Here is a 24,856-nt window from a genome sequence, read left to right as displayed (position 1 = left end):
CTTCTACAATCACCGCAGGCTGCATTCCTCGCTGGGCTACCTCAGCCCGATGCAGTACGAACAACGCTGGTACGAGGCACAGCGCAAAAAGGCCGCGTGAATCGTGGGTTAAGAACTACACGAAACAGGGGCAAGGTCATTCTTCGGCGTTGGAGTCGTAGGTAGAGAAGAGGAGCTTTTCGCGAACCCAAGCCCTATGGTTGCTGATGGTCCGGTCGGCATTCGAGTACAGCGACTTGAGGGAGGCAATCGCGGTCGAGTGGATGCCCAGTTGCTCGCACAGCATGCTCAACATAGCACCTGGCATCTTGAGCGCGGCATCGGCATTCCTGCCTGTCAGCGCGAGGAATGACAGCTGCACCGCCAGTCCCAGGTGATAGCGTTTCGCGTAGCCACTGTTCCTGATCTCCCTGACCAGCTCATCTGGCAGCCGACAGTGCAGTTCCACGTCACCTGCATTCAAGCCGGACGGCAGTTTTTCGTAGCCTACGAATCTGTATCGGTAGCTCGACATCAGCGTTCTCCTTCGCTCCAGAGAACACTATAAAGCGCAGCTAAGTAGTTGTCGCCAGTGGCTTATTCGGAGATGGATTCCGAAATTGCACGGAAACCGAGATCACCCCCAATGGGACTGCTGGGAAACAAGCAAGTCGACGCAGACATCGAGTTCTTGGTGAACGTCCGTCCATCTATTAGAGGCCCGCACCACCTCAGCGCGAGTGCAGAGCTGTTCATAGTTGACCGCCGCCATCCACGAATGTGCTGTCGCGAAGTCAGTGCAATAGGTATAGATCTTCTCTCCGGCGATGAAGTCAGAAGTGTTGGAGGACACCGCCCAGCCTTTCGCTATCGCCGACATCCGTTCCAGGAAGGCTTGCGCCGATCTACTCGCGTTAAAACGGGATTCAAGGTTCATATGAAATCGCTCCGAAGAGAGTTCTGGGGGGCAATTCAAGATTCATCCTCGGCCGAGGCAGGGTCGTCGTCAAGGATAGGCTGATTCCGCTCAATCAACGTAGCATTCTTCATCGCCATGATTGCACGTACAACGTGATGAGCTTGTTTGCGGATTGAAGTCAGCTTCTTCTCAGTATCCTGAATGATAGGGATTTCCCATTCCTTTGCGTATGGTGCAAGCTTAGCCATCGAATACGTCAATTCGACTCTCGATCTTGGGATGTTGACCTTCACCTGCTTTCGTGCTGCTCCTTTTCCATACCATTTGATGGCAATCCATTTGGCTTGAATGTGATTTCCCTGTCTGTGGGCAGCTGGTCCAATGTTGCTTCTGTCTTCGTACCCAGTGGTCCTGGCCTCGTGGGCCTTGATCTTCTCCCAGTGCTCGTACACAACTGCTGCCGCAGAGGCATGCAGGTCGGCCATGCACTCTTCAAGCGCGTGCAAGGCTGTTTGGTAGGGGGTCATGCTTGTCATAGGTTAACGGATCATTTACTTGGTTCCATTGAGGTACCGAAACGGAGCACTAAATGTGGTGCACCCCTTCCCGGTGGCCGCAGACCCACTACAGAGGGCCGGGGGACAAGATCGTGAAGAGCTAGCGTGCTCTTTTTCGCCACGGGAACGGAGCACTCTAGCTCTCTCAATTTTCGAATTGTAGTCTCTGACGGGGGGTGAACCATCCTCTGCAAGGGCGCGCATCAGATCACCGTGAAAACTGCCTGAGCTACAGTGCTCCGTTTCGAGCCCGAAAAAGAGCACGCTAGCTACGGCCTGATTCTACATACATGGCGTACCTCGCCTCAGGCCAGCCAACCAGGCCAACTACCCGCCGCCGATGGACGGGTTGGATGATCACTAGCGGGTCAGTAGAGAATCACTGGCCGTTCACAAAAATAGCCAGAAACTGAACTAGAATTACCGAATCAATTCACTCGATAGGATGCAATTCATGGAATCAAAAGGTCTCAACGTTGTCGGTCTCGACATTGGCTATTCGAATCTGAAAGTTGTTGCTGGCAATTCGAATGGTGAGATGAGGAAGATGCTTCGTCCTGCTGGGGCTGCACCGGCAGATCGCTTTGGGACCAGATTCGATGGAAAGTCGCAGGACGACTTCCTGAACGTGCTGGTCGATGGCATTCCGTTTGTCGCTGGTGTGTCATCTGATCGCGCCGAGATGTGGGAACGGTCTCTCCACGCGGAATATTCCTCGACGCAATCGTACAAGGCTCTGATGTATGCTGGATTGCTACTCTCAGAGATGTCGGAGATTGACGTTTTGGTGACCGGCCTTCCAGTGTCCCAGGCCCTGAACGCGGATCGGTGCAAGCAATTGGAGGCCCAATTCGTTGGAACCCATCAGATCACCCCGAAGCGTTCTGTGAAAGTAAAGGAAGTGAAGGTCATCCCTCAACCAGTTGGTGGATTGTTGGATTTCATGAATCAGCAGGAAACGCAAGGTCATGAGAATGATTTGGAGATCGATGACGACACGCGCGTGTTGGTTGTAGATCCGGGGTTTTTCTCCTTGGATTGGGTAATGGTCAGCGATGGCCAGTTGATCCGTCAATCCAGCGGCACAAGTTTCAATGCCTCCTCCGTGCTCTTGGAGCAGGCGGCAAAATTCATTGCGGCCGATTATGGAGCGAACCCAACCACTGAGAACCTTGAGAATGCGATCCGAAACGGCAAGGGTTCGATTTTGGTCATGGGGCAACGTATCGAATTGGCACCCTACATCGAGAAGGCGAGCGAGTTGCTTGCCGACATCACCATCACGTCCATTCAAAAGTCGTTGCGGGTCGAAAAGACTTCACCGGACATTGTGGTGGTACCGGGTGGGGGCGCTAATTTCTTTTTGAAAGCAATCTCCGAAGCCTTTCCTCGATTGAAGACCGTGGTACCTAAGGAATCCGTTTTTTCCAATGCCACTGGCTTCTGGTTGATGGGTGCTGCGGGATGAGTGACATCAGGATTGTTGTTGTCCTTACGGACGCGAATCCTGAATTGGTCGCGGAGTTTGAGAAAATCTCTCCGCGAGCTAGGGCGGAGCGTATGCGGGTGCTCGCGACGCTGGGCCAGCAACTAGGGAATCAGAGAAGGGCGTCCGGTTTGGTGAATAGTCCATCCCAGGCGCCGAGCCCAGCCAGCGCTGCTCAAAAATCAACTTCGGAGAAGGCTGCACTGCCTCTAAAATCTTCGCCTACGCCTGCGCCAGCCACGGGTTCTGAGTCGACTCGTACAGACGAAGTCGAAGTCGGGAGTAGCAAGAGCGATTCGGTTTCGGCAAGGCCATCGAGACCTCAAGTCGGCTCAAGGGTGGCAAGGTTTGCGGCCTCCCTTGGTAAGAATCAATAATCTGGGCTAGATCAGAGATGAGTTTTACACTTCCAACCTGGACAGCAGGCTTGCCTCCTGGACCATTTACTGTTGCTCTAGCTTGCAGAAAATGGGCGGGCTTCCACAACGACCAATACATCGAAGTGGTGGCCGGTGACCCGTCCGTTTTTCTCGAAACCATAGGGGCAAGCGTCGTTTTACATCCGGGTGTGACGGTGTTTACGGGCAAGGTCATTCACAGGGGAGATATACCCTACATACTGAATGAGTATGGAGCTCCGGCCGGATGCTACCCTGACTCCATCATCGCTTGGTCGCATATGCCCGACGGGCTGAACGATCTGAGTGCCGCCGCCACAACCAGCATGATTGTTTCCAAAGCCAAAACCAACTGATAGCAGGGTTCCAAAAAAAAGCCGCACTTGGTGCGGCTTTTCGTTTTTTGCTGCTGAACCTCTTAGTGCAGAACTATTGCCCCTACGGTAGCGCTGATCCGTATTACGCTCCCCAGTGGTGCTGCAACCGGCTCCGGTGGAACATCCCATTTCCTCGAAGTAATTTCACACGCGTCGATTACGAGATACTCGCCGTGCTGCTCTGCCTTCAACTGTCCGTTCTCGATCAAAGCCTTGACCCAAGCTGTAGGCACTGCCATACGGTTTGCTGCCTCGTCGATGGTCAAATGAGTCGAATCCATTGCGTGCTCCATTTTGTTGGTAGGTAGATTATCCATGCATCTGTTTGGAAAATCAATAATTTGAGATTTCGGATGATATGAGCGTGGCGGCAGTCTTTTCTAATTCCATGTCGGGATTTGATGTTGTTAGTATGCGGATCAGAGTCGGGCGCTACTCCTCGTCGCCGAGCCGTGGCAGCATGACTGCTAGGTGGATGTGGAAGATCGACTTTAGGGAGTGCATGAGGGAATGGGCTCCATGGCAGGAATCTGCCGAGGGGTTGATCCCAGGTAGGCACCTCATTGGTTGCCCGAATGTGCCACCGGTAATTTTGTTCTTGCCAAAAGTGGCCAGCGACTCGAAGATGGATCGAGCTTGACCCGCGGACCATCAGGCAGCTACCACTCAAACAACGTGACTTTCAGGGAGGGGACCACCATGTTGAAAATCTTGGCCTTCTGCGTGGCCGTGCTGTCATTAGTCGGGTGCGGTGACACCCGACAGGCGATCGAGCAAATGCATCGAGAGGCTGCTGAGGGAAGGGTTGCCGGAGCGAAAGCTCTGGCCACACGTCTAAAGGCGGATCCCAACGTGTCGGGCCAAGGGGATATACAAATCTTTCTCTCATCAGACCTGCTCCGCCAGATTCTGGGAATAGTCTCCGGATTCTCGATCCAGCTGCCGGAACACCCAGATGTCACAGTCACTTTAGTCTCGGCCGTGCCCGCATTGTCAGAGGGTGTAGCGGCTGTAGATCTAAAACTCCAAGCGCGAAGGGGTGACGTCCAGTTCGACGTCGAGGGTGTGGCGACATTGCTGCCGGAGCCTCTGAAGCCTGGACGATTGGAAGTTCAGATAAGGAATGTGGAAGTCCTAAGACTCTTTGGCTCCGTAATCACTGTGCCAATGCCTGAAACCAAATTCATCAAGCCGGAGCCGATGAAGTTCAAACTCATCGTAGAGCGGCTGGCGCCCAACGCTCGTTGGGGCCCCTTCTCGTCGGAGATAAAGGGTTTTGTGGCCGAGTTTGCTCAGCTCAAACTCAACCAGGAGCTTGGCAAGCGATTGCCGCCCATCGAAGTCCCCATCGAGAATCTGATCAAGATCGACCAAGGCGCACAGCAGAAGAACTTCGAAATCGCCGAGGGGGCATATTCGGCAGTGATGACGACGCCGCCGGTGGCCTGGGCTGTCACTTTTGGACTGCAGGATTTCATTGTGCTGCCCAGGGGCATTCACTTGATTGGGAAGTTTGAGAACCCTAAGGGAACGCTATGAGCCGGCGCATACCAACTCTCTGGGCTGCACTCGCAATTCTCGGCTTGCTGGCTTGTTCGCCGCCGAAGCCAGAAGTCGACCAGCTCGAACCAGACCTCCAGGCGGTTCTGGACAAAGTGAAGTCTGATACGGCCTTCAACGACGCGGATGTTGCGCTTGTTGTTAGGGGGGCCAAGGTCGCTGAGATTCTGAACTCCATCAATTCCATCCCTGCCGCGAACCGCCAGGTCGCCGTTCACGTGGTTCGCGAAAATCGCAAACTCAAGAATGAAGCTGACTACTACTTGGAGCTCTATGACCTGCCCGAGAACCGTGCAAGCGGTGAGATCAAGCAGGTCGCTGCGAATTGGACCGGAGACGGCAAGCTGGCCATCGATGCGACGCTGGCTGTGTCAGGAACTGCCAAGATCCACGGACACTACAACCCCGTAAAAGTTGGCGGTCGAGTCGGCGTCAACATGAACGCGAGCACTACGCTCCGCGGCCGCCTGGCATTTGTGGCGGACCCGAAGGAGTTGCTTGCGGTCACGTTTGAGTTGGACCCTGCAGTCATTTCCTACCATCTTGGTTCGTCGATCAAGGATCAAAAAGACTTCTGTTGGAGCTTCAACTATCCCTGCGGCGGCACCTGGAGGGAGCCAATCCGAAGTTGCGAGGCACGGGATTGCAAGCGCCTTTGGCAGTATGAAATTCCAATCGGGATTCGAGACGACGTGAAGATCTCTGGGAACATGGTACGGCTGCCCGTTAAAGTCGGTCTCCCTCGGGAGTTCACCGTGGATACAAAGGTCGGCGAAACGGTCTTCAAGAAAAGGCTGGCAATTGACATCACCCCGAACGGGTTTACCTCAGACTCCCGCGGGCTGTTTATGAAGGCCAAAGTCTCAGTGAAGCCGTCTACGTCTGGCGGGTAGACCACAACGGTCGCGTCGAAGCTAGAACGTCCAGGTCCATGCGGCTGGCCCATTGGACTTCTGGCAAAAGCCAATGCGGCAGGGGCCCAGGCCGTCCGCCACGCGGAAGTCAAGCTGACCAATCCCGATCACTGTGATCCCCTGTACCCCGGAGAGACGAATTTACTCGCCCCGGGGTTTCCCGGAGGCGTTGATGCCCATTCCGGCCAGCACCCGCCATTTGGGCGGGCAGGCCACTAGGTATGTCGCGGTAGCGGTGCTGGGGTGCTGACATCAACATCTGGCGCGCTCTAACGAACGAACTTCAGCCCTGCGGTACAGCCCTCGATGGCCAGATCGCTCAATTCCACCAGTGCTGCGGGCAGCCGAGGCGCAGCATCGTCTTGATGCAAAACGGTCGACGGCCAACCAAGGCTTGGTGTGCACCAAGGGCAAACGGGCTCTTAGAGCTACCTGCGTTGCCCGGGGCACCACCTGATTCGTCTCGTCGAGGAGCACCTCCCTGCAGGGCTTCTTTGGAAGTGGGGCCAGGTATTGAGCCGTGGCTCCACTGTCTTGCACGCCTGGTGCTGGGGAGGAACATGCCGGAGGTCTTGCGAACCTTTGCTAGCGGGTCACTGGCGGACTACTGGCTATTCAAGCTTCGCGGGCTATGTCACTAGCGGGTGATTGGCGGGTGACTGCCGCGGTGTTTACCCAGTCGTTCATAGACAGCACGTAGCGCTGGCTATTCAAGAGAAGTTGGCACTCATGGCCCGCACCTCGTACAGAGCGAGTCTCACGCGGCGCCGGTTTTCAAGAGAAGTTGGCTCTCATGGCCCGTACCTCGTGCAGAGCGAGTCTCATGCGGCGCCGGTTTTCAAGAGAAGTTGGCTCTCATGGCCCGTACCTCGTACAGAGCGAGTCTCATGCGGCGCCGGTTTTCAAGAGAAGTTGGCTCTCATGGCCCGTACCTCGTGCATGACCAGTCCCTTGCGGCATCGCTTCGCCATTGAAGTTGTTCACATCAGGCCATGGGAGTGAGCGAACTGCCTTCGACCCACGACTTTTCCGGGGCCCTCATGTTGCGCGCGACGCGTGGGCAATTGGGAAGCAGAAGTTTCGAAATCACAAATGAAATCAACGACTTAGCGCGCGAGCCCTCGGCTTGATAGTTCCACGGCCCGCTTTTTTGCACCCTTACGGAATCTACATTTAATATCTGTATCATTGAAATTAGAGTTATCGAGATAGTAAAATGAGCAAAAAAAATTGCCGCGTTTCGAATTCGACAATTTTTGTCTGCCCTGCTGGCGCCTGGTAGCGCTTCGGAGCTGCGTCGGCGGTCTGATGGCGCCGAGTTGGATAGGCAGTTGGATCTCAGTTCATAGGCATTTCGATGGTTTTGAGAGGTGGGAAAATGAGTCTCGTCTACTGTGGATACTCAGGCAAGTGCCTGTCGCGCTTCACTTTTTCCGCAATCTACGCCGATCTTCGCCGGGCGTCAAGCACCGTCGGCCTCGCCGCCTGGAGAACGCGATCTGTGCCGCGTCCAGCTTGCATCCTATGTCCCTGGGAGTCTCAAAGTGGCAAGTAACGATCCATCCACGCAAGCCCGCGAAGTGCGCGTCCACGTCCCAGTCGGCACCGAGGACGCGGTGATCGAGGCTGGCCAGCCGTTGGCCACGTTCAAGCGCGCACGCGGGCGCCCGAAAGGCTCAAAAACCAAAATCGTCCACGGCCACGTGTCTGCCGATGAATTCGCTTTCCTGCGCGCCGTCGCCCAGGGCGTAGACCTTGCGGTTGCGTCGCGGACCTACATCATGTGGCCGAACCGCCACCCCGAGCGCGCTGGGCTCGAAGCTTTCCATCGCGAGCTGCTGCTGCGTGTTGCCAGCGGCGCTCGGGCGTTGCCCGACACACGAACCGCCAAAGCGATGGTGTCGGATCTGCTGACCCTGCAGACCATCCCAGTGGAGGCCGTCGCCGCCGGCACCGTCGCCTGCGTCCAGGTTGGCCAGACATCGCCAATTGTCCCGGTCTCGGCTGAAGTGGCCATCCCGGCAGTCGCCGTAGTGGCCCAAAAGCAGGCGCCGACGCTGGAGGAGTTCGCGTCCCAGTTCGATGAGGACATGTACACCGAGTCGGAGTTGGTGGAGCTTTATCAGGAGGCCTACCCCGTAAACCCCGAGCTACCAGGCCTGCTCCCTTCCGGACAAGGGCCGAGCTGTGGCGATGCCATTGCATCTCCGGGCTCTGCGTCCATCGCATCGGTGGATCTGCGGGAGAGCCTGGCCCGCAGGGTGGAGCGACTGCTTGCGGCCATCGACTGGCTCGACCAGCGTCTGGGCCTGCGGCCGGAACGCGACCAGGTCGTCGAGCAGTGGATCAAGCTCACGCAGAGCCAGCGCGTAGCGATGAACGAAGCAGGGGTGATCACCCTAGGTGACCTAGTGGACTGGATCTCGCTGCAGGGAAGTGAGTGGTTCGAAAAGGTGCCACGGTACGGCGTAGTCAGGGCCCGCGCGCTGGAGTTTTGGCTGCTCAGATGGGACCTGCAGCCGCGCCAGGGGCTTCGCCCGCTGGGCCAGCTTGCGGTCTTGAACTCGACGACCCTCGCCCCATCACGCTCATTCTCGCTGAGCACGATGAAGTGGCCTGAGGACCTGCGCGGGCACAACGGGGTGTTTCGCAGCACGCAGCCCAACATGTTCGATGCGCACGATGACCTGCAGGCGATACAGCGCTGGTTCGACCTCATTCGCAAGAAAGCTGCCGGCACGCAGGCCGCCTATCGGCGCGGCATCGAGCGCCTGGTGCTGTGGGCCATCCATGAAAAGCGAAAGGCCTTGTCTTCGCTCACCACGCCGGATCTGCAGGAGTTTGAAGATTTCCTGCGAAACCCGCCTGCGCACTGGGTCCAGAACACGAAAGGCAACCAGGCAGGTGATAGTCCGGACTGGCGCCCGCTGCGGGCGCCCCTCAAAGACAAAAGCGTCAACCTGACATTCGCGGCAGTGGGGGCTATGTTCAAGAGTTGGCACTCGAAGAACTACATCATCAGCAACCCTGCCGAGGGAATATCGGGCCCCAAGCGCACGGAAATCACTCTCGATGTGTCGCGCTCGTTTACCACCGCAGACCTTCTGCTGATCCAGGAGACGTTTAACGCGATTGAGGATTCCCCGACAAAGCGCCGCCTCAGGGCCATATTGCGGCTGTTGGAATCTTCCGGCCTTCGTCGCGAGGAGTTGGAGAATGCGCGATGGTCTGACCTGGAGTTGGCCAGGGTAGAGGGCACTACGGTGGATGGCTACGTGCTGAATGTGGTGGGAAAAGGCAAGCGCCAGCGCAAGGTGCCCATCACACCAGGCGCTCTGGCTGCGCTGGAAGTGCACCGGCAAGACCGGATTGCGCTGGCCAAGACCCGCAAACTCAGCATGTTTTCGAGCGTCAAGCCTGAGGACATGCCCTTGATTGGCGTCATCGACGACCAGTGGATCAGCTCGCACGACAGCATCCTGGCCAAGAGACGCGATGCCCGGCGCCAAGCCGCTGCGGGAGGGGATCTCGCTGCTAGAACCGCTCTTGCGGAGGAACGGTTCACAGTCAACGACCATGGCGGGCTGTCCAGCGCGGGGATTTATTCAGTGTTGCGAGCATTCTTCAAGAAGTGCGCGAGCCGCGATGAGCGGCCCACCAGTGCTTTTGAGCGTGCATCGACGCACTGGCTGCGCCACACCTTTGCACACCACGCCCTGAAGTCGTCCGGCAAAGATCTCACTGTGGTGCAAGCATTACTCGGCCATGATGCGATCACAACTACCGCAATCTACCTGAAGGCGGACATGGCACGGCGGATGGAAACCTCAAACGGCTTCGACACTGCGGTTTAGAGACCGGCAACCGCTTGGGATATAAACGGAGGCTATCAACTGACTGCCATATCGCAATGAACCGCTCTGATCTCATTGAAGTGCTCGCCCAAAATAACAGCCTGACGAAGGTTGCCGCCTCCGAGGTGTTGGACACCCTCATCGAAACAATACAGACCGCGGTGAGGAAGGGCGATACGGTGCAGCTCGTAGGCTTCGGGACGTTCAAATCCTCCAAGCGCGCCGCACGAAGCGGGAAAAATCCTGCGACCGGAGAAGCGATCAAGATTCCGGCCACGACTGTCCCGAAGTTCGTACCTGGTGCCAACTTCAAAGCCGCCGTGGATCCGAAGGCTGCACAGCGTAAAGCAGCCAAGGCCAAAACTAAGTGAGCGGTAGAGGCCGGGGTACCTCCGGTAGCTGCTATTGAGAAATAGGCCTTGGCGTGGCCCGCTGCGCCAAGGCATCAAGAGAGGCACACGATGGCCGCATTCGCAGATACTTTCAAAGCCGAAGTTGCGCGCATTGCACGCAAAGAAGGCAAGGATGACCTGACCCATCTGCGCAAGGCAGTTGCCGCTCAGCGCAGCGAAATTGCCGGATTGAAGAAAGAACTCAAGGCTCTCTCTTCTCAGGTGAAAGGGCTGGCAAAGTCCATGTCCAAGTTGCCTGGCGCGTCGGCGCCAGCCGCTGGAGCTACCGGAGTGGAGTTCACTCGCCGCGGCGGTCGCAAGTTCGTCTTCCGGCCGGAGGCGCTTGCCGCTAAGCGGGCAAAAATTGGAGTCACGCAGCGCGAGATGGGCGTACTGCTCGGCGCTGCCCATATGACGGTTAACAAGTGGGAGACGGGAAAGGCAACTCCGCGCGCGGCACAGCTGGAGCGCATTCGCGCTGTCTTGGCAATGGGCCTACGAGAGGCGCGGGTCGCCCTGGCCTCATCTGAGGACGCCGGCGCCGCGGAGTAGCTGGCTGGGCGAGCCGTGCTTGCGAGGTCTTACGCGGGGCGTAGGAGCAACTGGTCCGGAGGCGCGTCGTCGCGCACATTGCGCAGGGTGAGACGGACCTCTGGATCGACGTGAGCGCGTAGGTGGTATAGCCCCTTCACGTTCTTTAAACCTGCGCGCAGCGCGACCTCCGGCGCCGGCACCCCAGCTTCCAACCAGCGAACGAGGCATGTGTTGCGCACGACCTGCGGCCCCATTCTTACCGGCATGGCCTGGCCCGACTTCGCAGCAGCCACTTTGAGTATTCCCTTGACCAGGACGAACAAGTTGTCAGGACTCATGTTCGCATTCTTTTGCGAACAGAAGATCACAGAGTGCCTGGATGCACCAGGGAAGGTCGGGCGCAAGTCGAGCCAAGCGTCCAGGCAATCGGCAACGTCGTCGTCCAGAAGCAATCTGCGCCGCTGATTTGGACCCGGGCCGTCAAGTTGCAAACTCGCCACTCGACCAGCCCGCCGTGAATGTTGCCGCGTCTCGCGCAGAACCGCACTCGTCGTGAGCGTTCGTGCCTCTTGCGGCGTAATCCCATAGCGGAACAGCAACATGAGGAGAGCCTTGTTCCGCATCAACACAGGCTCGGTGACGTCCAGCTGCGCCACAACTTGAAGGGCGGCCTGCCACAGCCTATCTTGGATGATGGCTCCTTCAGGGGCCTCGGGCGCCGGTTTGTCCTTTTCGGCAAGTTCCGACACCGGGTTTAAAGTGACCCATCCACGCGAGAGTGCGAATGAGTAGATGCGTTGAAGCAGGCGCCAATAGCGGCGCCGCGTGATATCGCTGACGCCCTCCTCCTCTTTTTTAGCATTTGGTCCGTCACGCAAAAAATGCGCGACGTCTTCTGCTGTTACCTCGTGCCATTCAATAGGAAGCCGAGAAGCATCGCCCTCCCCTACTCTGCCTTTCTCTAGAAAACTCAACCAGGTATTCCAGAAATGGCGGTAGAACGGCTCGCCCTTTTTGCTGATCGGGTCCATCTCACTCGCTGCGCTCACCAACAGCCACACCTCAAGAAGTTCTTGGGCACTCGGGCGAGAGGCGTTCGGGATTAGGAGGGATGTAGAGATCATGGAGTACGCTAGCCTTCGAAAATCCAATCAGATGGCGCGAATTGGCATGATATTCGCTCTTCGTGAGATTGGCAAACAGGCTTTTTTGTTATTCATACGAGGTCATGTAATACGAATACTTATATTCGAGCGAGCCGACAAGTGTGAACACTTCGAGATCGTTGCAATTCGGCTTCTCAATACTGAGCCTCCCAGCGCCCGGTAGCTCAAGAGGATTGCGCGCTGAAACACGCCAGGTTGCTCTAAGTCTCCCACTTAGCCCTGGCAAGGCAGTGGGAAAAATCAAACACCTGGTGTTCTTTGGCGCTCGACCGGGTGATTCGATCAGGCAGGCACCGAACTGCTAAAGATGCGCTCTCCAGGGAACACTTCGTGCGCAACGCTGAGTGAGGAAGCGTCTGGCCAGTCGTCCTGTGCGCGGGATGGCGGCACGCTCGAAGCTCAGAGTACAACTCAATTGTCGAAGACCAACAGTGAGCGCCCTGCCTCACACTTGACTCGCTTCAACCCCCGAGCGCGATTGGAGTGGCGGGAAGCCGCGCCTCGTCGGCGGCCTCGGTGTGGACCTCACAGGCGGCGGATGATGCAGAGCAGAGTCAGGTCTCGCCGCACGCCTCTGGAGAGCACTCCCCTCCTCGCTACCACATGAAAGTGCGAACTCCAGCGGCACCTAAGTTGACATCTCGGACGCTGCAAAACCTCAAAAAACGGTGACTTCGTCGAGATACGGCATTTTTGGATGTTTTTTGACCCCGCCCTGCAGGTTCCCGAATGCAACACTCTGTCACCCGAATGAGATTGCGTAGTGCAGCGTTCCGGGGCCAATAAACCCATTCTACTCCTTCACCGTGTTTCAACATCCAACGTCAAGTAGCCGACTTGCAGTTATCGGAGTTGTCCTATTACTTGCCAATGTAGGCGCCCACGCGGTGGATGTGTTCTCTCCACCCTCGGCCGCATTTGCTGCAGCTGCTGAGCAGGACGCCCGTATTGCGAAACTTGAGGACGGGCTAAAAAAGACATTGGAACGTTTGGAAAAAGCCCAGAGCGAAGGAATTTCGCCTGACGGGATGAAACTCAAATCGCCCAGTGGGGCCACACTCCCCCCTGCTCCTTTGAAAGGCGGTTCTGCTTATGTCAAATCTATTGACTTGGCAAATCTTACAAATGAAGCCGCCGATGAGGAAAGAATTCTTGGCGTAATGAATGGGGTTGAGATTTTCGTACTAGGCGGCATGGTTCGCCAGCGCCCCGTTAAAAACGCATCGTTTCCTCCAGCTTTCATGGGTGGGAAACAATGAACCAATATATCGCGCGCGGCATCACCGTGGCCATAGCAGCTCATTTGCTCGTTGGATGTGCGTCCTTCCCGAAGTCAGCGGATACGCTGCCCGCGAAGGACGAAGTCAGCGCTGAGATGTCAAAGGCCTGGGCCTCCCTGCCTTCCCTGAGATATGTCGCAGCCCAAACCGGGAGCAGCATCCGGAAGCGCTCTCCGCTCCCGCTTGCGATCGCAAACGCGCCGCTGAAGTTTTCACTCTCCGCGAAGACGACTGTTTCCGAGATCGTCGGTGCCATGGAAGCACAAGGCATTCGGATCGTTCTGCGAGCCTCCGCAGAGAAGCGCGACGAAAAACTGCAACTGCTTGGGTTTGATGGAAAAGTTGGCGAGTTCCTGGAGGCGCTTTCGATTTCGCACGACTTGGACTTCGAGTGGATGGACGGCGTGATCCTGGTGCGCCAGGGCGTTCGCTATATGGTTTCCGTTCCTCAGAATAAGGAGCTGATGGGTCGTATTCCGGCAGCAATCGAGGCTCTCGGTGCGAAAAACGTAAAGGCCGACCTCGACTCGGGCCTAGTTACCTACGAAGCAGCCGCCGGTATCAGCCGGGATGTGGACCTCTATCTCAATCGAATGGCCAGCAACGCATCCATGGTGGCGTTGCAGGTGGCTGTGATCGATGTGCGGCTCAATCGCGACCGCGGCTTCGGGTTCGATTGGAACGAATTCACCACCAAATGGGGGACTGCACTGGGCTCCACGCTGGGCACCCCCTCGGTTACCCCCGCGCCACCCGGAGCCGTGGGCCCGACCACTCCGGCAATCCCTAGTACCACGCGCATTCTCGGTAGCTTGGCCAAGCTTTCAGGCAATGGCCTCTCCCTGCAGGTCGAGGAAGCAAAATTCTCGCTCGCCGCCGCCGTGAAGCTGCTGTCGACATATGGCCAAGCTAAGACAACGCAGGATGTACTTATCAGTACCCTGGGCGGCGCGCCCGTCAAGATCAGCTCCGGCACCCAAATCCCCTATGTCAGCGGTCTGGGTGCGGTGACGGCCGCCGGCGGTGCCGTCTCCGGATCGGTCAACACCAGCACGGTCAAGTCCGGCCTTTCCCTGGACATCACGCCACGCTACGACGCTGCCGAGAACCTCGTCATTACCGACGTCAAGGCTAAGCTTTCGTCGCTAGTCCGTTTCCGAGAGTTAAGCGCAGGCAACTCTGTTGGCACTCTTAGCCAACCAGAGATTCAAGAGCTGGAGTTCGAGAACATCAGTCGGCTTCGACCCGGTGAGATCGTGATGCTGGGCGGCATCAGCTACGACATGGTCTCCGAGAACTACACCAGCTTGGCGGGTATGGAAAAGGCGAAGGTAGGGTCCGAGGTCCTGACTACCAACAGGCATGCGATCTTCATCGTCATTCGCCCTTCGGTCACGGTCTTCACTGAAGCGGGAGGTGCGGATGGCGCTCAAGTTGCTGTTCAGTAAGGGCACCCGCGAAACATCCGGTGTATCGGGCTCGCAGGCCATGCGGCCGATGCTGGTGCATATCGCCACGCTAGACGCGTCGAAGAAGTCTGAGGCACTTGCTTACGCACGCGGCCTTGCGGAGTCCATCGTCGACGCCAAGGATGTCTGTTACCTCTACGTCGTCGACCTCGGCGGCGAGCGGTGGCTTTACGAGATCCACGAGGGGGGCGGCGGGCGCAGCCTGGCCAAGTGGGCGCTGTCGCAGCTAGAGACGCGCGAGAAGGTCAGTATTGCCCTCGCTGGCAATCGGGCATCCGTCGTCACCAAGCACGACGGGCATATCGTCACTCTGCTGGTCCAGGAACATTCGCGTGACAACGCGAACGTATTGTCCGTGGATGAGCCGGTTCCGGAGGGTGACTCTGACGTCACGATGGAGCACTTCTACGGGCCAGCACGGGTGCAGCGAGACATTGCTCTCTCGGCCTTTTGTGTGAGTTCGGTCGTGCTCAGCGTTGCAGGCGTCCTTGGCGTATTGCGGAGCAATGCCATTGACCCTTTGCGCCTCGTCAACCGCTATGCCGAGTCTGCAGAAATGCGCCGTACCGAGCTCAAGAATCTCCCGTCGGTGCAGCTCTCCCAGGCCATCAAGGGGCTTGAGCCAAAGGCCGGGTACCTATCCTCCCTGCGCTTTAAGGACGGGAAGTGGACTTGGGCTCAAGCATCGGCCCCACCGACTACGGCGCTTGCGAATGCGAGCGTCCCGGATCCACGCCCGGAGCTTGAGTCGATGCGTGGAGCGACAAAGAAGGGAGCCCCGAAATGAACGAGCGGCGACTGAACCTTCGGCTCGCGTACGCGCTCTCGGTGGGCGCAGCACTGGTGCTTCTGATATCCGCCCTTTTGCTCATGCGCGGTGGGTCAGCGCCGAAGCAGCAGACACAAGAAGCGCTTGCGGCGCAGTGCGTCAAGGAATTCGAGGCCGTTGGCATCAAAGCCAACATGCGGCCTGACGATCATTCGATCTTCTCGCGCCAGGGCGACCTGGACGCGCTGCAGGATCGCGTGAATGCTCTCTCAGTCGTCATGGGCCGGTGCACCGGCTATCGCCTGCGGGAGTTCTGTGCCGGTGTCGGGTGCGAGAAGCCTGGCATCACTTTTCTTCTTTCAATCTCTCAATAGGAACCCACTCAATATGTATTCCCTCCTCATTTCGGTGATCGCGATCGCCCTGACGGTTGCTGTGGCCGCTGCAAGCATGTACTACGGCGGCGATTCCCTGACGCAAGGTCGCAGCGCAGCGGACGCCACCGCCTACGTGACGGCTGCACAGCAGATCAGCGGCGCCGCGGTGATGTACCAAACGACCGAGTCCGCCGCACCAGCCGATGTCGCCGCGCTGGTGACCGCAGGCAACCTGAACGGAGTTCCTTCCGTGAAGAGCCGCTCGGCAACCAACGAATGGACTCTGGTTGCAGCAGTGGCCGGCACCTCGCCTCGCATGCTGAGCATCAACCTGGCCGGTGCACCAGCGACAAACCAGAAGCTGTGCGACACGATCAACAAGAACGCTGGCGCAACCGGCATGGATGCCACCACCGGCACCGTGACCGCCATCGCCGCGAACCCCTACGCCTGCGTTCCCGGCGCTTCGGGTACCGACCCCCAAGTCTTCCAATACAAGTATTGATCGACTCGACCCCCACGCATTTCAGGATGCGTGGGGGGGCGTCAAACGCACACCCTAGCCAATGCGAAATCTGCTACTCATCGCGCCGAAGATCGACGGCGCACTAGCTGTCCTGGCATTGTTGGCCGCCCTCTACTGCGCGTTCCACAGAGACTGGGCGACTGGTGCCTTCTGGCTAATGAGCGCCCTCATCAGCGGTATAGCCTGGAAGTACCGGCCGCTGCAGTTGCTGGCCATCAAGATCATCAGCGGCAAGAAATCAACCCCTAAGGGCGACTCGAAATGTACTCCTTGATTACCGTGATTGTGGCCTTGGCGATGCTGATCAGCCTGTCCGCGGTCGGCATGTATTACGGCGGCGATACCTTCGGCGAAGGTCAGCGCCAAGCCGAGTCCGCTGCAATCATCAACCAGGGCCAGCAGATCGCCGGTGCTATCGAGATGTATGCAGCCGATACGCAGACAAACACTTTCTCCGACATGACAGCGCTGGTGCCGGCGTACCTCACCTCCCTACCCGAGGGTTGGGAGTTGACCGGCGGCAGCAGCGAGGTTCCGGAGGGGTTTCTGGCCTTTCCAATCCCAGGCACGTCGGCACAGAAACTCTCGACGTGCGAGGAGGTAAACAAGAAACTCGGCCTTTCCAGCGTACCCGCATGCGGCGCGGTGGCGGCCAACTTCGCTGGCTGCTGCACCACCGGCTAAAGGATCGCGCTTATGCAACTTGGAGCACTCTTGCTTGAGAGGAAACTACTCAAGCCGAACCAGCTGGACGCCGCACTACGCGAGCAAGAGGTGACCGGGGCGCGTCTTGGCCGGATCCTAGTGCGCAATGGCTTTTTGCGCCAGCGTGTCCTGATGGAGGTGCTTCACGAGGTCGCCCCCCAGGCGCTACACGAAGAGTCGGTGATCGTGCCATCGATCCCCCCTCGCGTGCTTCGCGAGTCGCGCAGCATGATCACCGCCGACGTAGGCCCACAGATCTATGTGGCTTCTATGCGGCCCGCTCCCGTCGTCAAGGCGATGCTGGCGCCCTACCTGGCTGGCCGAGATATTGTCTTCACTCCGTGCAACCCGGCGCGCCTGCAGGACTACCTGGACTCCCTGGTTGAAGAGTCTCCCGGCCCGCGGCAGGGGGGCGGATGGGAGCGCCTGATCCGCGCCGCCATGGACAAGGATGCCAGCGACATCCACATCATTCCGCGCCACGCCAGCTACACGGTCATGCTGCGCATCCAGGGCGTGCTGCACCTGGAGCACGAGGGCGAGATCGAGGAATACACCTCTCTCGCGTCGCGCATCAAGGACCAGGCCCGGATGGACATGGCTGAGCGCCGGAAGCCCCAGGACGGCGGCTTTTCGGTGGAGCACAACGGTCGCATCGTCTATCTTCGTATCGTCGCGCTGCCGACCACTGACGGCGAGCGGATCGTGGTGCGCTTGCTCGATCCAGACAGCATGAACCTGGGTCTCGATGACCTAGGTATCACCGGACTGAGCGATTGGCGCAAGGCAGTCTCTCGCCCCCACGGCCTGTGTCTAATCTGCGGGCCCACTGGCTCGGGGAAGACGACCACGCTGAACGCCACGGCGCGCGAAATGGACTTCAATGAGCGGGCGATCTACTCTGTAGAGGACCCGGTGGAATACCGCATCGCGTATGCCGGGCAAGTGAACATCAACAATTCAGTTGGTCTGGATTTCTCGCAAGGCGTCAAGACCTTTATGCGCGCGGACCCCGATGTGATCATCGTTGGCGAGGTTCGGGATATCGAGACGGCGCGCAATGCGATCAAGGCTGCCGAGACCGGCCACCTGGTGATCGCGACGATGCACACGGGATCCATCCTGGGGGCGGTTGGCCGCCTGAGGGACATTGGGGTCGACGCACACGAGCTCGTCCACCTCCTGCGAGGGGTGATGGTCCAACGTCTGGTGCGCAAGGTCTGCAAGGCATGTGGGCGGGCTGGATGCGCGCTATGCCGCGGTACCGGGTACAAGGGCCGGACCATCGTATCGGAATGCACCTATCTCCCCAATGAGGCTTCTGTTGGGCGACTCTTGGAAGGCAGTCGCACGTGGAAGACCATCGTCGAAGACGCCGTCGCGCAGATGGAAAGAGGCGTTACCGACCACAAGGAACTGCACCGAGTATTCGGCGCTGAAGTGGACGACGCCATCGACGAGGCCAGGTCGAGCGCCTCAACTACGAATGCCAGCAGGGAGGTCTTATGTACAGCGTCCTGACGATGGTGTTCAGCATCGTCCTCATGTCGATCATTGCCACGATGACCGTGAACCACATCCCTATCGACGCGCTGATTGCAAAGAGGGCCCGCGAACAAGCAATTGAGGGCTACCAGGCACTCGGCGCTGGCGCAGGGCGGTACATCCTCAGCGTCAAGGATGCCGAGGGGGTCATTCACTTGCCACCGCCGGGCCAGGATCTCGCGAACGTGCTTGCGCCAGGCTTCGTCTTCATTCCGCAGCCGCCAAAACGCATGGATTGGTCGATCCAGACCTCCAGCTACCTGGGAATGCAGGCGATCGCGATCTGCCTGTTTCCAAAGGACGAGGCCGAACAGCCCGAAAAGGCCGCCGTGCTGGGAGCCACTCAGGCCCGAAATTTCTTCCCGCCGGCGGCCATTTTCGTGAGCAGCCACTGCAACGCAACTAGCAACTCCGACGGCGGTCGGTACACCACTTACTGGGTGCTGGCAGCTCACCACTCCTAACCCTCAGGCTGACGCTCCAATCTATCGAACTATGAAGAAGCTCTCTGCCCTCTTGTTGGCCACGCTGGCTATGTCAGCGCTCCCGGTATCTGCTGAGCCCCAATACTGGGTACTGAAGCCAGTCCCCGTCCTGCGCACGGTCGGCGCTGGCGGGCAACCACCAACCCCTCCCGAGCTGACCATGGCGGTCGGGGTGCTGCCGGAAGGCATGCTGGGCAAGGTCTATAACTTCGACTTTCGTACTGTCACATCGATCCAGGGCGCCGGCCAGGACTGGGGCGCAGTGACCTGGTCGCTTGGAGGTGGCACGCTCCCTACAGGTCTGAGTCTCAGCAACGATGGCAAGCTCACGGGCAGACCGACTGTGAAGACCGAAACTGAAGGTGCGGGCTTCACGGTGTTGGGCAGCTACAAGACCGCCAGTGGGCAGCAGGCCTACACCATCAAGGTGGGTGAGGCCATGTTGAGAGTCACGAAGATGGCCCTCGGCTCGCTCCACACCTGCGCAGTGACGACTGCAGGTGAGGCGAAATGCTGGGGTGCAAATGGTTCGGGGCAACTAGGCACCAACAGCACCACCGCTAGCCTGCTTCCAGTCACTGTCCCTGGACTAGGTGTCGGGGTCAGGTCTATCGCAGCTGGATCAACGTTCAGCTGCGCAGTGACCTCAGCGGGCGCCGCCAAATGTTGGGGTCAGAACCTCAGCGGTCAGCTTGGCAACAACAGCACGACCCAGAGCCTCACTCCAGGTAGCGTGGTAGGTCTTGAGACCGGGGTCGTTGAGATCAAGGTCGGTGGCTCGCATGTCTGCGCCCTTACAGGGCAGGGCGCAGTGTTGTGCTGGGGCAGCAACAGCAGCGGCCGGCTGGGCGATGGAACCACGCAGAACAGGTTGGTACCAGTCAACGTGACAGGTCTTGGGTCGGGGGTCACCTCATTGTCCGCAGGTAGTACGCACACTTGCGCGGTGACCGCCGCCGGCGCTGTGAAATGTTGGGGCTTCAATGGTTCCGGCCAACTGGGGACAAACAACACAACCTCCAGCTCAGTGCCTGAGGACGTGGTTGGCCTCGGCTCTGGCGTTGTCTCAATCGCGGCTGGTACCGCCTCTACCTGCGCGAAGACTGCGGCAGGTGGTGCGAAGTGCTGGGGCTCCAACGGCAGCGGCCAGTTGGGGAATGGAGGTTCGACTCGGAGCACGATCCCAGTGGACGTGGCTGGACTCACGAGCGGAGTTCGATCGCTCGCAGTCGGAGACGCAACAGCATGTGCGGCGACCGCAGCTGGTGCTGCGAAATGCTGGGGACAAGGCGTCTTTGGCCAGCTCGGCACAGGTAGCTGGATTGCGCAGAGCAATGTCCCAGTGGATGTCCAGGGGCTGGCGACCGGCGTCGAGGCAGTTCAACCGGGCCTGAATCACGTCTGCGGATTCATGACGAACGGGGGCATGAAGTGCTGGGGGTCCAACACCGATGGCCAGCTCGGCGACAACTCCAAGACGAACACCCTCGCCCCCGTCAACGTTTTTGATTAGTAGTGCTCCCTCACCGGACCGTGCGCTTTGCAATCCACTTATTCGAATGACGAACATGAGATACCTGGCCACCCTGGTAGTCGCGGCAGCGGCGGTGCTCGCCACCAACGCTACTGCTGAACCCGCCTATTGGGTGTTGAAGCCTGTCCCGATTCTTCGCGCTTCTGGCAATACAGGCACGCCCGCACCACGGCCCGCCGAAATTGCCTTAGCTCCCGCCCAGCTGCCAGAGGGGAAGAGGGGCAAGGCATACATCTTCGACTTCCGTGCCGTAACCTCCATCCAGGGCGCTGGCCAGGATTGGGGGGCGGTAACCTGGTCGTTAGGAGACGGGATGTTGCCGACGGGCCTGAGCCTGAGCAACGATGGCAAGCTGGCTGGGACGCCTACCGTGAAGACCGCTTTAGCGGGATCGGAGTTCACGGTAGTGGGCAGCTACAAGGGGGCAACGGGGCCGCAGGTGTACACCATCAAGGTCGGCGACGCACTGCTCGAAGTAACGAGTATTGCGGCTGCGTACGGAAGCCATACCTGTGCAGTGACCAAGACCGGTGGAGCCAAGTGTTGGGGCAACAACTCCATAGGTCAGCTCGGAAACGGCAGTAACACCTCTAGCCCGATTCCTGTAGACGTTGCAGGGCTCCAGTCCGGGGTTGCGGTCGTGGCCACGGGTACCAATCACACATGCGCGGTCACCACGGCGGGCGCGGTGAAGTGCTGGGGCAACAACACCAGCGGACAGTTGGGGAATAACAGCACCACCGCCAGCGCCGTGCCAGTGGACGTGCTCGGGCTGTCATCAGGTGTTTCGGACGTCGGTGCCGGCGGTGCGCACGCTTGCGCCTTGACCGTCGCTGGCGGAGTTCAATGCTGGGGCTCGAACACCCAAGGTCAACTTGGGGACAACGGTGGAACCTCGCGTGGCGTCCCCGGCGCTGTGCAAGGCCTTTCCGCCGGGGTAGCAAGTCTGGCTGTCGGTAACGGCCACAACTGCGCCACCACCACCGCCGGCACTTCGATGTGCTGGGGAGCCGGTGCCGCTGGGCAGCTCGGCAACGGGGGGGCCGCAAATAGCCCAGTTCCCGTCGAAGTTCAGGATGGGTCGGGAAATTCCATGGCATTTGTGTCGATCTCGGCAGGCGCAACCCACACCTGCGGACTCGCAGATGGAGGCACCGCTTTGTGCTGGGGTAGTAACGCCAGCGGACAGTTGGGCACAAACAGCACTTCCAACTCCTCCGTGCCCGTCACCGTGCAGGGACTGGGATCCGCCAGAGTGATCAGGGCCGGGGGCGGCCATACCTGCGCAATCACCTCTGGCAATGCTGCGAAGTGCTGGGGAAGCAGTACCAACGGCCAGTTAGGTGACGGCAGCACGAATCAAAGCTTGGTGCCTGTAAACGTCGCTGGGCTCGCGTCTGGGGCAGCGAGTATCGCGGTCGGGAACTTCCACACTTGCGCAGTGCTGTTCGCAGGTGGCGCACGGTGCTGGGGGAACAATGGCGGCGGCCGGCTCGGCAACAACAGTGGGACCCACAGTTCGGTCCCTGTGGATGTGCTGGAGTAACCGTGCGCACTTTCCGGGTCACCATCAAAACGGCCAAAGGCATCGAATCCGCACTCTTCACCGGGGAGTCGGAGGCGGCGGTACGCAAGACCGCTTCGCGCAAAGGCAGGGTCATTTCCGTCAAGCGGGCAAACAGCCTCGTGTTGGGGCGCAGGATGTCCGTGGCTGATCGCACAGTCTTCTTCCAACGTCTTTCATCAATGGTGGCCTCGCGCGTGAGCATGAGCGAAGCCCTCAAGATAATTCATGATTCCTTCGGGGGCATGGTTCGAGAGGCGGCGGCCCTGCTGCTGCAGCACATTGAGCAAGGCGCGACACTCACGGACGCCATGGACCTGGCAGGCGACCGCTACTTTCCCGAGACAGTGCGCGCATTGATCCGAACTGCATCCCATGGCGGCGAATTCGCGAGTTCGCTGCGCGAAGCGGCCCGTTTCGAACTGGAGCTCGACGCGGTGAAGAGTGAGTCCGGCAAGGGACTCTGGAATGCCGCCCTGGGCTTCTTGGCTGGCGTGGCGACCCTCTTTGGAAGCACGTTGTACGTCGGGCCCCAGATGATGAAGTCGGACCTGATGCGAGCGGCCAAGTCGTCTGTGGACATCGGCTGGGTCCTGACCCTCTCTTCGGTCCTGAACTGGAGTGTGGGGTTGATCGTAGGGGTTGCGTTGATAGCGCTCGCGTCGTTGTACATCGTCAAGCCATTCAAGCCCGCCGCGGTGGACCGCGTGATCCTCAAGATTCCCTTCTATCGCGACCTGGTCCTGGCCAAGCAGAACTACATCACCTTTTTCGGCCTTGGGATCCTCCTATCTGCAGGCCTGCGCCTAGAGGAGTGTCTGCGCCTCTCGCGCGATAGCGCACCAAGAGGAGAACTCCGCGAGGACCTGGAGCGCGCAAGAAAAGTGATTGTTGAGGGAGGAACGAGGCCATGGCCTTTCGTGATGACATCGCTGCACCCAACCGACAAGGCTGCGCTGGCCACTGCGCAAGATCGCTCGCAGATTGCCTTGACGATTAGCGAACTCAGCATTCAGTATCGCAACATGTACCGCCAGCGCCTGTCGGTCTTCGTGCCTACCGCACAGACGTTTGCAGCCCTTTTCCTATCGCTTGCCGGGGTCGTTCTCTTCGGGGTTGCCATCATCCCCATGATGCAGATGACGAACGGGCTGCTCAGCGGAATGTAGGCGAGACTTTCATCCTTCTCCTGCAAGCGCAACGTTCCGTACATGCACAACTTCACCAAGCTCACCGCAGCAGCCTTTGCTGCACTCGCAGTCAATGTGTCCGCCGAAACGATGCACTGGGTGGTTAAGCCGGTGCCCGCACTGCGCACATCGCGATCGGCCCCTCAAGTCCAGCTGGCCTCTGGCACGCTACCCAGGTTCGCGCTTGCCGAGAACTACATGTTCGACTTCAAGACATTGACGTCGGTCGTCCGGGGGCCTGGAGTGGGGGATGTGCAGTACGCACTGAAGAGTGGAACCCTCCCAAGCGGGCTATCAATCAGCAGCGACGGCTTGCTGAGCGGAAGACCCAACCGCGGCTACCTGAATGAGTACGCCATAACAATCCAGGCTTCCTATCAGGGCGTGGGAACAGAGCACACGTATTCCCTGAAACACGTGTCCGCGCGATAGAATCGCGTGAGCGCCCAGTCGGACCACTTTGCGTTAGGCGATCGGAGGTCTTTTGCCGGCTACCAACGACTGGGCCGTAGATCCTCAATGCGGCTGATGAGTTGGGTCGGAAGTGACTGAAATCCTTCGCTCAGGTTGGCCCAGGGCTCGCGGCCAGACATGTGGGCCGACTGCACCCACCCATTCCCACACCCGGGCGTTGCCGGCCCAGCTGACTGCCCAAGGAAATCCAGACCTTCCACCCCCTCGCCTGAAGGTCCTTGGCGCCACCTAAGGGGCTAAGCCTGAACAAGAGGTCCACAAGGAGCAAGCAAACCCACGCGGCAAGCTGCTGCAACGTGGACCTGGAGGCCTAAGAATCGGCTGCTGGTTCTTCCTTCCATCGGAATCCCAGCTGATTATCAACGCTGTTAGGGCGTTGTCTTTCTCACGTTGACGCCATCCCTGCCCACGCCAACGGAAGTATTTTTATCTACCTTCACCCTATTGTCGTGGGACTTATCTCTCATACGTTCTCGATCTGCACGCTGCTTTTCCTCGTTCGAGAATTTTTGGTAATCCTTGAAATTCTTGTCGAACTCCTTGCTTGCCTTGTCATTGGCCCACACCGCCTGACAGAGCAGAGCCGAGATCCCGATAGCTGAGAATAAAAAACGAGTCTTCATATATCCTCTCTAAGGTCGATTTACCACGAACGTAGATAGCTCGGAAACACCCGCTGACCTCGCAGCGGCCAACAATTAGGCGTTTGAGTTGGACCGGGTTGCAAGAAAATTTTGAGATGTTGAATCATGGGGCGCACGCGCAAAGCCAAACCAGAGCACCCGCCAGGGTGCGGGCGGGG

General features: G+C 58.7%; 26 protein-coding genes. 21 read left to right on the top strand and 5 right to left on the bottom strand.

What is annotated here, in order from left to right; genetic code table 11:
* The coding region (locus tag ACK59X_RS05190) for an IS3 family transposase (RefSeq protein ID WP_366827632.1) at positions 1-100 on the top strand (100 nt) is incomplete at its 5' end.
* A gap of 36 nt (positions 101-136) precedes the next feature.
* Here the strand turns inward: ACK59X_RS05190 and ACK59X_RS05185 are convergent.
* The 3 genes from ACK59X_RS05185 to mobI form a co-directional block, all read right to left on the bottom strand.
* A complete protein-coding gene (locus tag ACK59X_RS05185; RefSeq protein ID WP_409955762.1) occupies positions 137-514 on the bottom strand; it encodes a DUF4158 domain-containing protein in 378 nt (125 codons plus the stop codon).
* 102 nt (positions 515-616) lie between these two features.
* Positions 617-916 (bottom strand): hypothetical protein, encoded by a 300-nt coding sequence (locus tag ACK59X_RS05180; protein ID WP_409955760.1) that lies wholly within the window; start codon positions 914-916, stop codon positions 617-619.
* Positions 917-951: 35 nt separating this feature from the next.
* Complete coding sequence (mobI, locus tag ACK59X_RS05175; RefSeq protein WP_409955758.1) at positions 952-1,425, bottom strand: conjugative transfer protein MobI(A/C); 474 nt, start codon at positions 1,423-1,425, stop codon at positions 952-954.
* Between the two features lie 484 nt (positions 1,426-1,909).
* Between mobI and ACK59X_RS05170 the strand changes: the two genes are divergently transcribed.
* The 7 genes from ACK59X_RS05170 (at position 1,910) to ACK59X_RS05140 (ending at position 10,988) form a co-directional block, all read left to right on the top strand.
* A complete protein-coding gene (locus ACK59X_RS05170) occupies positions 1,910-2,923 on the top strand; it encodes a StbA family protein (RefSeq protein WP_409955756.1) in 1,014 nt (337 codons plus the stop codon).
* 412 nt (positions 2,924-3,335) lie between these two features.
* The gene (locus ACK59X_RS05165) at positions 3,336-3,695 is read left to right on the top strand and encodes a hypothetical protein (protein ID WP_409955754.1); all 360 of its coding nucleotides are present in this window, start codon (positions 3,336-3,338) and stop codon (positions 3,693-3,695) included.
* Positions 3,696-4,415: 720 nt separating this feature from the next.
* Entirely contained in the window at positions 4,416-5,255 is an 840-nt protein-coding gene (locus ACK59X_RS05160) for a hypothetical protein (protein WP_409955752.1), read from the top strand.
* The gene (locus ACK59X_RS05155) at positions 5,252-6,169 is read left to right on the top strand and encodes a hypothetical protein (RefSeq protein ID WP_409955750.1); all 918 of its coding nucleotides are present in this window, start codon (positions 5,252-5,254) and stop codon (positions 6,167-6,169) included. Before ACK59X_RS05160 ends, ACK59X_RS05155 begins: the two co-directional genes overlap by 4 nt.
* Positions 6,170-7,770: 1,601 nt before the next feature.
* Positions 7,771-10,044 (top strand): tyrosine-type recombinase/integrase, encoded by a 2,274-nt coding sequence (locus ACK59X_RS05150; RefSeq protein WP_409955748.1) that lies wholly within the window; start codon positions 7,771-7,773, stop codon positions 10,042-10,044.
* A gap of 56 nt (positions 10,045-10,100) precedes the next feature.
* Entirely contained in the window at positions 10,101-10,415 is a 315-nt protein-coding gene (locus ACK59X_RS05145) for an HU family DNA-binding protein (RefSeq protein ID WP_409955746.1), read from the top strand.
* 90 nt (positions 10,416-10,505) lie between these two features.
* Positions 10,506-10,988, top strand: a complete 483-nt coding sequence (locus tag ACK59X_RS05140; protein WP_409955745.1) for a helix-turn-helix domain-containing protein — start codon at positions 10,506-10,508, stop codon at positions 10,986-10,988.
* Positions 10,989-11,017: 29 nt separating this feature from the next.
* Here ACK59X_RS05140 and ACK59X_RS05135 read toward each other — a convergent pair whose 3' ends face one another.
* A complete protein-coding gene (locus tag ACK59X_RS05135) occupies positions 11,018-12,001 on the bottom strand; it encodes a tyrosine-type recombinase/integrase (protein WP_409955743.1) in 984 nt (327 codons plus the stop codon).
* A gap of 941 nt (positions 12,002-12,942) precedes the next feature.
* On the opposite strand from ACK59X_RS05135, the gene ACK59X_RS05130 reads away from it, so the two are divergent.
* The 13 genes from ACK59X_RS05130 (at position 12,943) to ACK59X_RS05070 (ending at position 24,012) form a co-directional block, all read left to right on the top strand.
* Positions 12,943-13,395: a hypothetical protein gene (locus ACK59X_RS05130; protein WP_409955741.1), complete on the top strand. Its 453-nt coding sequence runs from the start codon at positions 12,943-12,945 to the stop codon at positions 13,393-13,395.
* Positions 13,392-14,864, top strand: coding sequence for a type II secretion system protein GspD (locus ACK59X_RS05125; protein ID WP_409955739.1), 1,473 nt, complete (start codon positions 13,392-13,394; stop codon positions 14,862-14,864). The genes ACK59X_RS05130 and ACK59X_RS05125 overlap by 4 nt, the downstream gene beginning before the upstream one ends.
* Positions 14,839-15,672: a hypothetical protein gene (locus ACK59X_RS05120; protein ID WP_409955738.1), complete on the top strand. Its 834-nt coding sequence runs from the start codon at positions 14,839-14,841 to the stop codon at positions 15,670-15,672. Before ACK59X_RS05125 ends, ACK59X_RS05120 begins: the two co-directional genes overlap by 26 nt.
* Positions 15,669-16,028: a hypothetical protein gene (locus ACK59X_RS05115; protein WP_409955736.1), complete on the top strand. Its 360-nt coding sequence runs from the start codon at positions 15,669-15,671 to the stop codon at positions 16,026-16,028. The genes ACK59X_RS05120 and ACK59X_RS05115 overlap by 4 nt, the downstream gene beginning before the upstream one ends.
* A gap of 13 nt (positions 16,029-16,041) precedes the next feature.
* Positions 16,042-16,536: a hypothetical protein gene (locus tag ACK59X_RS05110; RefSeq protein WP_409955734.1), complete on the top strand. Its 495-nt coding sequence runs from the start codon at positions 16,042-16,044 to the stop codon at positions 16,534-16,536.
* 61 nt (positions 16,537-16,597) lie between these two features.
* The gene (locus tag ACK59X_RS05105; RefSeq protein ID WP_409955733.1) at positions 16,598-16,831 is read left to right on the top strand and encodes a hypothetical protein; all 234 of its coding nucleotides are present in this window, start codon (positions 16,598-16,600) and stop codon (positions 16,829-16,831) included.
* Positions 16,828-17,241, top strand: a complete 414-nt coding sequence (locus tag ACK59X_RS05100; RefSeq protein WP_409955731.1) for a hypothetical protein — start codon at positions 16,828-16,830, stop codon at positions 17,239-17,241. The genes ACK59X_RS05105 and ACK59X_RS05100 overlap by 4 nt, the downstream gene beginning before the upstream one ends.
* 12 nt (positions 17,242-17,253) lie before the next feature.
* Complete coding sequence (locus ACK59X_RS05095) at positions 17,254-18,783, top strand: GspE/PulE family protein (protein ID WP_409955729.1); 1,530 nt, start codon at positions 17,254-17,256, stop codon at positions 18,781-18,783.
* Positions 18,768-19,271, top strand: a complete 504-nt coding sequence (locus tag ACK59X_RS05090) for a hypothetical protein (protein ID WP_409955727.1) — start codon at positions 18,768-18,770, stop codon at positions 19,269-19,271. Before ACK59X_RS05095 ends, ACK59X_RS05090 begins: the two co-directional genes overlap by 16 nt.
* Before the next feature lie 31 nt (positions 19,272-19,302).
* Positions 19,303-20,805 carry an RCC1 domain-containing protein gene (locus ACK59X_RS05085; protein ID WP_409955725.1) on the top strand — a complete coding sequence of 501 codons (1,503 nt, stop codon included), beginning with the start codon at positions 19,303-19,305 and terminating at the stop codon, positions 20,803-20,805.
* The gene (locus ACK59X_RS05080) at positions 20,744-22,372 is read left to right on the top strand and encodes a putative Ig domain-containing protein (protein WP_409955723.1); all 1,629 of its coding nucleotides are present in this window, start codon (positions 20,744-20,746) and stop codon (positions 22,370-22,372) included. Before ACK59X_RS05085 ends, ACK59X_RS05080 begins: the two co-directional genes overlap by 62 nt.
* A 2-nt stretch (positions 22,373-22,374) precedes the next feature.
* The gene (locus ACK59X_RS05075) at positions 22,375-23,559 is read left to right on the top strand and encodes a type II secretion system F family protein (protein ID WP_409955722.1); all 1,185 of its coding nucleotides are present in this window, start codon (positions 22,375-22,377) and stop codon (positions 23,557-23,559) included.
* 42 nt (positions 23,560-23,601) lie between these two features.
* On the top strand, positions 23,602-24,012 hold the full coding sequence (locus ACK59X_RS05070; protein ID WP_409955721.1) for a putative Ig domain-containing protein: 411 nt from the start codon (positions 23,602-23,604) through the stop codon (positions 24,010-24,012).
* 410 nt (positions 24,013-24,422) lie between these two features.
* Here the strand turns inward: ACK59X_RS05070 and ACK59X_RS05065 are convergent, their stop codons facing one another.
* Complete coding sequence (locus tag ACK59X_RS05065) at positions 24,423-24,677, bottom strand: hypothetical protein (protein WP_409955719.1); 255 nt, start codon at positions 24,675-24,677, stop codon at positions 24,423-24,425.
* Positions 24,678-24,856 lie beyond the last annotated feature (179 nt).

The sequence above is a fragment of the Acidovorax sp. genome (assembly GCF_046339755.1).
Lineage (GTDB): Bacteria > Pseudomonadota > Gammaproteobacteria > Burkholderiales > Burkholderiaceae_C > Acidovorax.
This window is presented reverse-complemented; position numbering and strand designations above follow the sequence as displayed.

Bases quoted from the DNA above. Each gene is read 5' to 3' on its own strand.
- ACK59X_RS05185 (WP_409955762.1), bottom strand. From the start codon at position 514: ATGTCGAGCTACCGATACAGATTCGTAGGCTACGAAAAACTGCCGTCC.
- ACK59X_RS05180 (WP_409955760.1), bottom strand. From the start codon at position 916: ATGAACCTTGAATCCCGTTTTAACGCGAGTAGATCGGCGCAAGCCTTC.
- mobI (WP_409955758.1), bottom strand. From the start codon at position 1,425: ATGACCCCCTACCAAACAGCCTTGCACGCGCTTGAAGAGTGCATGGCC.
- ACK59X_RS05170 (WP_409955756.1), top strand. From the start codon at position 1,910: ATGGAATCAAAAGGTCTCAACGTTGTCGGTCTCGACATTGGCTATTCG.
- ACK59X_RS05165 (WP_409955754.1), top strand. From the start codon at position 3,336: ATGAGTTTTACACTTCCAACCTGGACAGCAGGCTTGCCTCCTGGACCA.
- ACK59X_RS05160 (WP_409955752.1), top strand. From the start codon at position 4,416: ATGTTGAAAATCTTGGCCTTCTGCGTGGCCGTGCTGTCATTAGTCGGG.
- ACK59X_RS05155 (WP_409955750.1), top strand. From the start codon at position 5,252: ATGAGCCGGCGCATACCAACTCTCTGGGCTGCACTCGCAATTCTCGGC.
- ACK59X_RS05145 (WP_409955746.1), top strand. From the start codon at position 10,101: ATGAACCGCTCTGATCTCATTGAAGTGCTCGCCCAAAATAACAGCCTG.
- ACK59X_RS05140 (WP_409955745.1), top strand. From the start codon at position 10,506: ATGGCCGCATTCGCAGATACTTTCAAAGCCGAAGTTGCGCGCATTGCA.
- ACK59X_RS05135 (WP_409955743.1), bottom strand. From the start codon at position 12,001: ATGGACCCGATCAGCAAAAAGGGCGAGCCGTTCTACCGCCATTTCTGG.
- ACK59X_RS05125 (WP_409955739.1), top strand. From the start codon at position 13,392: ATGAACCAATATATCGCGCGCGGCATCACCGTGGCCATAGCAGCTCAT.
- ACK59X_RS05120 (WP_409955738.1), top strand. From the start codon at position 14,839: ATGGCGCTCAAGTTGCTGTTCAGTAAGGGCACCCGCGAAACATCCGGT.
- ACK59X_RS05115 (WP_409955736.1), top strand. From the start codon at position 15,669: ATGAACGAGCGGCGACTGAACCTTCGGCTCGCGTACGCGCTCTCGGTG.
- ACK59X_RS05110 (WP_409955734.1), top strand. From the start codon at position 16,042: ATGTATTCCCTCCTCATTTCGGTGATCGCGATCGCCCTGACGGTTGCT.
- ACK59X_RS05105 (WP_409955733.1), top strand. From the start codon at position 16,598: ATGCGAAATCTGCTACTCATCGCGCCGAAGATCGACGGCGCACTAGCT.
- ACK59X_RS05095 (WP_409955729.1), top strand. From the start codon at position 17,254: ATGCAACTTGGAGCACTCTTGCTTGAGAGGAAACTACTCAAGCCGAAC.
- ACK59X_RS05090 (WP_409955727.1), top strand. From the start codon at position 18,768: ATGTACAGCGTCCTGACGATGGTGTTCAGCATCGTCCTCATGTCGATC.
- ACK59X_RS05085 (WP_409955725.1), top strand. From the start codon at position 19,303: ATGAAGAAGCTCTCTGCCCTCTTGTTGGCCACGCTGGCTATGTCAGCG.
- ACK59X_RS05080 (WP_409955723.1), top strand. From the start codon at position 20,744: ATGGCCAGCTCGGCGACAACTCCAAGACGAACACCCTCGCCCCCGTCA.
- ACK59X_RS05070 (WP_409955721.1), top strand. From the start codon at position 23,602: ATGCACAACTTCACCAAGCTCACCGCAGCAGCCTTTGCTGCACTCGCA.
- ACK59X_RS05065 (WP_409955719.1), bottom strand. From the start codon at position 24,677: ATGAAGACTCGTTTTTTATTCTCAGCTATCGGGATCTCGGCTCTGCTC.